7 protein-coding genes and 1 pseudogene are annotated in these 9319 nt (G+C 48.3%); 5 read left to right on the plus strand and 3 right to left on the minus strand.

Annotation, left to right across the window (positions count from 1 at the left end; translation table 11 throughout):
- Positions 1 to 16: 16 nt before the first annotated feature.
- Together coaA and OA57_RS11840 are read right to left on the minus strand one after the other, a co-directional pair.
- Positions 17 to 964 (minus strand): type I pantothenate kinase, encoded by a 948-nt coding sequence (gene coaA, locus OA57_RS11835; RefSeq protein WP_034618142.1) that lies wholly within the window; start codon positions 962 to 964, stop codon positions 17 to 19.
- A gap of 213 nt (positions 965 to 1177) precedes the next feature.
- Complete coding sequence (locus OA57_RS11840; RefSeq protein WP_034618143.1) at positions 1178 to 1984, minus strand: Cof-type HAD-IIB family hydrolase; 807 nt, start codon at positions 1982 to 1984, stop codon at positions 1178 to 1180.
- Between the two features lie 129 nt (positions 1985 to 2113).
- Between OA57_RS11840 and OA57_RS11845 the strand changes: the two genes are divergently transcribed.
- Entirely contained in the window at positions 2114 to 2815 is a 702-nt protein-coding gene (locus OA57_RS11845; protein ID WP_052122489.1) for a DNA utilization protein GntX, read from the plus strand.
- Between the two features lie 3 nt (positions 2816 to 2818).
- Here OA57_RS11845 and OA57_RS11850 read toward each other — a convergent pair whose 3' ends face one another.
- A complete protein-coding gene (locus tag OA57_RS11850) occupies positions 2819 to 3175 on the minus strand; it encodes a RidA family protein (protein WP_034618145.1) in 357 nt (118 codons plus the stop codon).
- 158 nt (positions 3176 to 3333) lie between these two features.
- Between OA57_RS11850 and nfuA the strand changes: the two genes are divergently transcribed.
- From nfuA to glpQ, 4 genes and pseudogenes are all read left to right on the plus strand, one after another.
- On the plus strand, positions 3334 to 3915 hold the full coding sequence (gene nfuA / locus OA57_RS11855) for a Fe-S biogenesis protein NfuA (RefSeq protein ID WP_034618146.1): 582 nt from the start codon (positions 3334 to 3336) through the stop codon (positions 3913 to 3915).
- A gap of 76 nt (positions 3916 to 3991) precedes the next feature.
- A pseudogene (locus tag OA57_RS11860) lies at positions 3992 to 6160 on the plus strand (Tex family protein); the annotation flags it as partial.
- Between the two features lie 386 nt (positions 6161 to 6546).
- Positions 6547 to 8004, plus strand: coding sequence for a glycerol-3-phosphate transporter (gene glpT, locus OA57_RS11865; RefSeq protein ID WP_034618150.1), 1458 nt, complete (start codon positions 6547 to 6549; stop codon positions 8002 to 8004).
- A 68-nt stretch (positions 8005 to 8072) separates the two neighbouring features.
- On the plus strand, positions 8073 to 9155 hold the full coding sequence (glpQ, locus tag OA57_RS11870) for a glycerophosphodiester phosphodiesterase (protein WP_034618152.1): 1083 nt from the start codon (positions 8073 to 8075) through the stop codon (positions 9153 to 9155).
- Positions 9156 to 9319 lie beyond the last annotated feature (164 nt).

The following is a 9319-nucleotide window of genomic DNA, read 5'->3' on the forward strand; positions in this document are numbered from 1 at the left end:
AAGCCAATGCCTCAGGCTATTTTCTGAGCTTTACCCGCTCGATTTCATGATTGGCGCCTTTCACCAAAATCAGATTGGCACGTTCACTGCTCGGCAGAATATTCTGTTTTAAATTCAACCCGTTAATCGTATCCCAAATATGGTGGGCGGTCGCAACGGCTTCCTGCTCAGACAACGAAGAATAGTGGTGGAAATAGGCGTTCGGGTCACTGAATGCGCCTTTGCGGAAGGTCAAGAAACGCTTGGTGTACCACGTTTTCAGCAAAGATTCCTTGGCATCGACGAAAATCGAGAAATCGACAAAATCGGACACAAACAGACGATCCGGATTCATGCCGTGGTTAGCACTGGTTTGCAGCACGTTTAACCCTTCTAGAATCAGAATATCCGGCTGATCAATCACATTATAGTGATCCGGCACAATATCATAAGTCAGATGCGAATAAATCGGCGCCTTAACCGCACTTTTTCCCGATTTGATGTCGGAAATAAAGCGGATTAAACGTTGGGTATCATAAGACACCGGAAACCCTTTTTTCTGTAGCAGATTCTCTTGCTGCAAGGTTGCCAACGGATACAAAAAACCGTCGGTGGTAATCAAATCGACTTTGCGTTTTCGCGGCCAATTGCTCAACAGCGATTGCAGAATCCGTGCAGAGGTGCTTTTCCCCACCGCCACACTGCCGGCAATGCTGATGATATACGGCACTTTCGGTGTTTCCACCCCGAGAAAGCGGTGCAGCACCGTTTGCCGACGCAAATTTTCTTCAATGTAATAATTCACCAGACGGGTCAACGGCAGGTAGATGGTGCTGACTTCCTCCAGCGACAACTCCTCGTTAAACCCCAGCAGCGGTTCCAAATCCTGTTCGGTTAACGTTAGCGGGACAGATTTACGCAATGCCGCCCATTGTCGGCGGTCAAACTCCAAAAACGGCGTAAATTTTTTCTGTGTTGAACCCATGTGTAACTTCTTTCCTCGCCTGATGACGTTCCCTTGACAATGGGCGATATATTGCACGCATTAGCGCCGGGACGCAATCCTGATTTAACAAATAATCGCTTATTTTCCGCAAGTAGCCGTGAAAACACAGCAAATCGGTTACCTTTTGTGCAAGTGCGGTCTTATGCATCATACCAAGATTATGGTCTTAATCCGCTGTCAGCACCGCACTTTTTAATCGATTAACCCCAGCCGATGCAAACCGTAAGACAAACCGTCATCGGCAATGTCGCTGGTCACATAATCCGCAACCGCTTTCAGCTCAGGGTGAGCGTTGCCCATTGCCACCCCGAAGCCGACTTCACGCAACATTTCCAGATCATTCAAGCCATCACCAAACGCCACGGCATTTTCCGGTTTTAAATTAAAATGCTGTAATACCGCCCGAATGCCGCGTGCTTTTGAGCCTTCGGCAGACAGCAGATCCACCGAAAAATCATGCCAACGCACAACACGCAGGTGCTGTTGTAATACGCCGGATTCCGCCACCAGTCGATCTTGACTCGCCGAATAAAACGGCAGCATTTGATACACCGCGTGCGTCAGATAATAGTCTTCATCGACAATATAGTCTGTAGTAATCGGATCCATTGCGGCGGCAATGTCGGCAGTAACGCGGTTCAATGCCACCGCATCTTCCGAAACAAAGGCATAATCAATGCCGTATTGTTTAAAAAAGCCGACCAGCCGTTCAATATCCGCCCTAGACAACGGATAGGTTTGCAACGGCTGGCCGCGATAACTGTTGTACTGCCCGTTAATGGTGACAAACAGGTCAATTGGTAAAGCACCGATTAATTGTTTAATCTGTTTCGGCAACGCACACAGCGAACGTCCGGTGGCAATCGCCGGTATAATGCCGTTTTGCCGTAACTTGGCAAGTGCGGTCGGCACCGATGACGGCAAATGTTGTTGATGTTTCATATACAAGGTTTCATCAATATCAAAAAAGACGATTTTAACCTGTTGCGGATCCAGCATAATGACTCCCGAATGATAAAAAATGGAGAGCCAGTATAAAAGATTTTTGGAATCGGGATCGAAAAAATTATCAGCTCATCTGGTCACAACCAACCGTTTTTTCTATTTTTATGCTTGATGGAGAGAAAAATGCGGATAAAAACCTTATTGCCGACAAACTGGTTGGGCGCCGGCTGTTTATTGTGCCGGTGCCGCTTAGCGATTGCGGATCACGGTATTTGCAGCCGTTGCAATCATCAGATAACACGCTTTTGTTATTGTGGTTGTTGCGGCAGCGAGCTGGCATTTGATATGCCGCACTGCGGAAAATGCCTGACCGAACCGCCGCAGTGGCAGCGGTTAGTCGCCGTCAGCCACTTCCGACCGCCGTTGTCGGAATTGATTCATCGTTTTAAATTTCAGCGCCAATTCCAGCTCGACCGCACTTTGGCACGCTTATTACTGTTAGCGGTGCGGCAAGCTCGGCGCACCCATCAACTTCCGTTACCCGACGTCATCTTGCCGGTGCCGCTGCACCGTTTTCGTCATTGGCAGCGCGGCTATAACCAATCCGAATTACTGACAAAATGGTTGTCTCGCTGGCTGGCGATTCCATATGATAAACAACTGCTGCAACGCACCCGCCATACCACCGCCCAGCGAGCGCTGAACCGCAAACAGCGGCGTAAAAACCTGAAAAATGCATTTAATCTGCGCAGCAAGCCAAGCTATCATTCGGTGGCGATTGTCGATGATGTCATCACCACCGGCGCAACCATGACGGAGATCTGCAAATTATTACAAAAGTGCGGTGTCAAACACATTCAGGTGTGGTGCTTGTGCAGAACCTGACGATTAGCGATTAATTTGCAGCGCCGACACTTTAATTTCTACTTTCCAGTCGGCTTTTGCCAATTTAGCTTCTACACAGGCACGTGCCGGACTGCGTTTTGGGTTCACCCACTCGTCCCATGCGATATTCATGCCGTCGTAATCCGCCATATCGGTCAGAAAAATCGTGGCTTCCAACAGATGATTTTTGTCTGAACCGCACTTAACAAGCCAACTGTCAATTTGTGCCAACACATCACGGGTTTGTTCAGTGATATCGGCAGCAGTATTTTCCGGCACCATGCCGGCAAGAAAAATAAAACCGTTGGCAACTGTGGCTTCTGAAAGACGGGCGGTTTGCCCAAAATATTGAATCGTCATATTTAATTTCCTTAAACATTAAAACCAGCGTTCATAGTAGCACAACGCGTATAGCGCTCGGAAAAACTGGAAAAAAATTCAATTAAGGCGTATTATTTTGAACATTCGATTTCCGACAAGAACAGTCAGATATTCTCAATCAATTGTTAAGGTGGAGTATGTACATCAATATTTCTGATACGGCACAAGCGCATTTCCGTAACCTGTTGGATCAACAGGAAGAAGGCACTCATATTCGGATCTTCGTGGTCAATCCCGGCACGCCGAATGCCGAATGCGGCGTTTCTTACTGTCCGCCCAATGCGGTCGAAGCGGCGGATACCGAGCTGAAATACGACAGTTTCTCGGCATTTGTCGATGAAGTGAGTTATCCGTTTTTGGAAGGCGCGGAACTGGATTTCGTCACCGACGATATGGGCTCACAGCTTACGCTGAAAGCGCCGAATGCCAAAATGAAAAAAGTGGCGGACGACGCACCGTTAATCGAGCGTGTCGATTATGTGATTCAAACCCAAATCAATCCGCAGCTGGCAAGCCACGGCGGACGCATCACGCTGATCGAACTGACTGAAGACGGCTATGCCGTGCTGCAATTCGGCGGCGGCTGTAACGGCTGCTCAATGGTCGATGTCACCCTGAAAGACGGCATTGAAAAACAGCTGTTGGAGCAGTTTAGCGGCGAACTGCACGGCGTACGTGATGTCACCGAACACCAACACGGCGAACATTCCTATTATTGAGTCGTTTCTGCTATCATTCAAAGAGCGGTTTTCAAACCGCTCTTTTGCATTTCTAAATGAGTGAGAAATTTTTGTTATGCCAAATCAAATTATCAGCCAAACCATTGCACAAGAATTGAATGTGCAAACCAAACAAATTTTAGCCGCTATTAATCTGGTGGACGAGGGCAACACGATTCCGTTTATCGCCCGTTACCGTAAAGAAGCGACCGGCGGACTAGACGACACCCAATTGCGCCATTTTGAAAGCCGCCTGCTCTACCTGCGCGAACTGAACGAGCGTCGCCAAACCATTTTGAAATCCATTGCCGATCAGGGCAAGCTGAATGAAGCGCTGCAAAGTAAAATCGAAAACTGCCAAAGCAAAACCGAACTGGAAGATTTGTATTTGCCGTACAAACCGAAGCGGCGCACCAAAGGACAAATTGCGATTGAAAGCGGCCTCGAACCGCTGGCAGACAGCCTGTGGCAACAACCGCAGCAAGTTCCTGAAACCGCTGCGGAAACATACCTCAATCCCGAAAAAGGCGTGAACGACAGCAAAACCGCACTTGACGGTGCTCGCTATATCCTCATGGAGCGCTTTGCCGAAGATGCGGAATTACTGGCAAAAGTGCGGTCATATTTACAGAAAAGTGCGGTATTGGTGTCAAAAGTGATCGACGGCAAACAGCCCGAGGGCGCCAAATTCCAAGATTATTTCGATCATCAAGAGCGGCTTTCCAACGTCCCGTCGCATCGTGCGCTGGCAATGTTGCGCGGGCGTAACGAGGGCATTTTACAGCTGAGTCTGAATGCCGATCCCGATCAAGACGAAAGCCTGCGCCAAAGTTATTGTGAGGAGATTATCCGTCAACATCTGGGCATTAATTTCAATCAACAACCGGCTGACAGCTGGCGGCAGCAAGTCGTCAGCTGGACTTGGCGGATAAAAATCGCACTGCATTTGGAAACCGAACTGATGTCGGCACTGCGTGAAAAAGCCGAAAGCGAAGCAATCGATGTATTCGCACGTAATCTAACCGCACTTTTAATGGCCGCACCCGCCGGCGCAAAAAACACCATGGGGCTGGATCCGGGGTTGCGCACCGGAGTGAAAGTCGCCGTTGTGGACAGCACCGGTAAATTATTGGCAACGGACACCATTTACCCGCACACCGGGCAAGCGGATAAAGCCGCCGTCAGCGTCTATCAACTGGGGAAAAAATACCATGTCGGGCTGATTGCTATCGGCAACGGCACCGCATCACGCGAAACCGAGCGTTTTGTAGCCGGGATTCTACAAAAATCCTCGGACTGGCAAGCGCAGAAAGTGGTGGTCAGCGAAGCCGGCGCCTCGGTTTACTCCGCTTCAGAGCTGGCGGCACAAGAGTTTCCACAGCTTGATGTCTCCTTACGCGGCGCAGTCTCTATCGCACGCCGCTTACAAGATCCGTTGGCGGAACTGGTCAAAATCGATCCGAAAGCGATCGGGGTCGGGCAGTATCAGCATGATGTCAACCAAAGCCAGCTGGCCCGCAAACTGGACGCCGTCGTTGAGGATTGCGTGAACGCGGTCGGCGTTGATCTCAACACCGCTTCCGCACCGCTCTTGGCACGTGTTGCCGGCATGAGCGCCGCCCTGGCACAAAATATCGTGAATTATCGCAATGAAAACGGCCGTTTCGCCAGCCGTGAACAGCTGAAAAAAGTCAGCCGTTTGGGGCCGAAAGCCTTTGAGCAATGTGCCGGCTTCATGCGTATCAACAACGGCAACAATCCTCTCGATGCCTCCAGCGTTCACCCGGAGGCTTATCCCGTCGTCGAAAAAATCCTGCAAGCGACTTCGCAAACCCTTAGTGATCTGATGGGCAATACTGATGCGGTACGACAGCTGGACGCCGCCAAATTCACCGATGAACGCTTTGGCCTGCCGACGGTACGCGACATTCTCAACGAGCTGGAAAAGCCGGGACGCGATCCGCGCGGCGAATTCAAAACCGCCACCTTTATGGACGGCGTAGAGGAGATCACCGATCTAGAAATCGGCATGATTTTGGAAGGCACTGTCACTAACGTCACCAACTTCGGCGCCTTTGTCGATATCGGCGTTCATCAGGACGGTTTGGTACACATTTCATCATTATCGAATAAATTTGTCGACGATCCGCATCAAGTGGTGAAAACCGGCGATGTGGTGAAAGTCAAAGTGATGGAAATAGACATGGCGCGCAAACGTATCGCCCTCAGCTGCCGCTTGGACGAACAGCCGCAGGACAAAAGTGCGGTCAGAACGGGGGAAAATAAGCGACACGCTGCCGATCGTTCAAATTCGAACAATCGATCACACCACGGCCGCCCAAACACGCCTCTCACTAACAATGCTTTCGCCGCAGCCTTAAAGAATTGGAAGAAATAAATTCAGTTAAGTCAATGCATTACTGATATCCGCTCCTACGAGCGGATATTTTTATGACAAATTGATGACAATTTTCAAAAATTACCTATGAAATGAATGTGATACTGATCGCAATTTTCATATTCGAACATGATAAACCTTAGAAAAATTGATATTATCCACACCTAAAATACAGATTACTGTATTTTTAGAGGCATATTTACTTTTAAATCACAATAAAACAGAGGTGTTTTATGATAGGTTTCTTTAAACCGGCGGCTCATAAACCGTTGTTACCTCAAGAAAAAATCGATCCGACTTATACCCGTCTGCGCTGGCAGGTATTTATGGGCATTTTCTTTGGTTACGCTGCATATTATTTTACCCGCAGTAATTTCGATTTAGCACAAAAAGGGTTAATCGAAGCAGGACTTTACACCAAAACCGAACTGGGTATTATCGGGATTGCGCCGGGATTGGCGTATGGTTTATCCAAATTCTTCATGGCGGCCATTTCCGACCGATCTAATCCGAAAATGTTTATGCCGTTCGGGCTGGCACTTTCCGGTATGTGTATGACCTTGATGGGCTTGGTGCCTTGGGCGACATCCGGCATTTTGATTATGTTTGCTCTGTTGTTCATCAACGGGTGGTTCCAGGGAATGGGTTGGCCGCCGTGCGGACGAACCATGGTGCACTGGTGGTCCAAAAAAGAACGCGGCACGATCGTATCCATTTGGAATACCGCACATAATCTGGGCGGCATGGTGCCTGCGCTATTGGTCGGGATCGCCAGTATGATTTATGCCGCCAATCACCCTGAAGTGGCAAAAGTCACTTTCGGTCATGTCTGGCAGGAAGCGCTGTATTACCCGGGAATCGCCTCTATGGTTGCGGCATTCCTGCTTTATTTCGTGATGCGCGATACCCCGCAATCCTGTGGCTTACCACCGATTGAAAAATATAAAAACGATTATCCTGATGATTACAATGAAGAAACCTATGAGCACGATTTAAGCACTAAAGATATTTTTGTCACCTACGTGCTGAAAAACCGTCTGTTGTGGTATATCGCCATTGCTAACGTGTTTGTTTACCTGATTCGTTACGGGGTGTTGAAATGGTCTCCGGTTTACCTCGGCGAAGTGAAACATTTTGATATCAAAGCAACGGCTTCCGCTTACGCTATTTATGAATTTGCGGCGATTCCCGGTACACTGTTATGCGGTTGGATGTCGGATAAAGTGTTCAAAGGCAAACGCGGGCTGACCGGCTTTATCTTTATGGTCATGGTTACCATTGCCGTCACGGTCTTCTGGTTAAATCCGGCAACACCGGAATCCGAATTGGCTCATTATGCGACACTGCCTTGGTATCACAACCCGTATCAATTAACCGATTTTATCATGATGACGATTATCGGCTTCCTGATTTACGGTCCGGTCATGCTGATTGGTTTGCACGCCCTTGAGTTGGCGCCGAAAAAAGCGGCAGGCACGTCCGCCGGTTTCACCGGACTATTCGGCTATCTCGGCGGTACCGTTGCCGCAAGTGCGGTTATCGGCTGGGCAGCAGATAAATTCGGCTGGGACGGCGGCTTCTACATTATGATCGGCGGTGCAGTGTTAGCCTGTGTCCTAATGCTGATCACCATGGTAGAAGAAGGCAAGCATAAAGCCAGAATCGCCGAGCAGGATCGCTTAATCAAATAATTAAAACAGCAACCCGAAAGACGAACTGAGTTTCGTCTTTCTTTTTACCTTTAAAAGAGGAAAATACTATGAAATTAGACTATTTAGCCGTTACCCTTGCCGCCGCCACCGCACTTGCCGGCTGTGTTCAATCGACTTCGTCAATCCATCAAGACAAATTGGTCATCGCCCACCGCGGCGCCAGCGGTTATCTGCCGGAACATACGCTGGCTTCAAAAGCATTGGCATTCGGGCAAAAAGCCGACTATCTGGAGCAAGATTTAGCGATGACGAAAGACGACCGTTTAGTCGTGATACACGATCATTTTTTGGACGGTTTAACCGATGTTGCTAAAAAATTTCCTAACCGTGCACGCAAAGACGGACGTTACTATGTTGCGGATTTCACCCTAAAAGAGATTCAAGCGCTGGAAATGACCGAGAATTTCAAAACGGAAAACGGCAAACAAGTGCAAATTTATCCGGATCGTTTCCCGATGTGGAAATCCGATTTCAAGATTCATACCTTTGAAGATGAAATAGAATTTATTCAAGGGTTGGAGAAATCCAGCGGTGAAAAAATCGGCATCTATCCGGAAATTAAAGCCCCTTGGTTACATCACCAAGAAGGCAAAGATATTGCACTGGAAACATTAAAAGTACTGAAAAAATACGGCTATACCGATAAAAATGCGGCTGTCTACCTGCAAACATTCGATTTCAACGAGCTGAAACGTATTAAAACCGAACTATTGCCACAATTGGGTATGGATATCAAACTGGTACAATTGATCGCCTATACCGACTGGCACGAAACTGAGGAAAAAAATGCCGACGGCAAATGGATAAACTATGATTACGACTGGATGTTCAAACCTGGCGCAATGGCGGAAGTTGCCAAATACGCCGACGGCGTAGGACCGGGCTGGTATATGCTGATTGATGACAAAACCTCAAAAAGCGGCGATATTCGCTACACCCCCATGGTTGCCGATATAGCATCACAGCAATTAGAGCTGCATCCTTACACTGTTCGAAAAGATGCTCTACCGCCGTTTTTCAACAATATCGACCAAATGTTTGACGCCCTATTGAATCAATCCGGCGCAAGTGGCGTCTTTACCGATTTTCCGGATTTAGCCGTAAAATTTCTCAATAAAGATAAACCGTAAGCCTTGAGGCTATCTCCCCCAAGTGCGGTCGGGTGCAGACCGCACTTGGTTATTCTTCTGTCTCTAGCTTGCCGTCTTCCGCTTCCTTTTGTTCTTCCCCTTCGCTCAAACAAAATTCCGCTATATTCCGCTATCCGTTTTTTGGGTAATCCGTCTTCGTCTGC

The sequence above is a fragment of the Chelonobacter oris genome, from assembly GCF_000772535.1.
Taxonomy (GTDB): domain Bacteria; phylum Pseudomonadota; class Gammaproteobacteria; order Enterobacterales; family Pasteurellaceae; genus Chelonobacter; species Chelonobacter oris.

Coding starts and splice junctions, on each gene's coding strand:
- coaA (WP_034618142.1), bottom strand. CDS start 964: ATGGGTTCAACACAGAAAAAATTTACGCCGTTTTTGGAGTTTGACCGC.
- OA57_RS11840 (WP_034618143.1), bottom strand. CDS start 1,984: ATGCTGGATCCGCAACAGGTTAAAATCGTCTTTTTTGATATTGATGAA.
- OA57_RS11845 (WP_052122489.1), top strand. CDS start 2,114: ATGCGGATAAAAACCTTATTGCCGACAAACTGGTTGGGCGCCGGCTGT.
- OA57_RS11850 (WP_034618145.1), bottom strand. CDS start 3,175: ATGACGATTCAATATTTTGGGCAAACCGCCCGTCTTTCAGAAGCCACA.
- nfuA (WP_034618146.1), top strand. CDS start 3,334: ATGTACATCAATATTTCTGATACGGCACAAGCGCATTTCCGTAACCTG.
- glpT (WP_034618150.1), top strand. CDS start 6,547: ATGATAGGTTTCTTTAAACCGGCGGCTCATAAACCGTTGTTACCTCAA.
- glpQ (WP_034618152.1), top strand. CDS start 8,073: ATGAAATTAGACTATTTAGCCGTTACCCTTGCCGCCGCCACCGCACTT.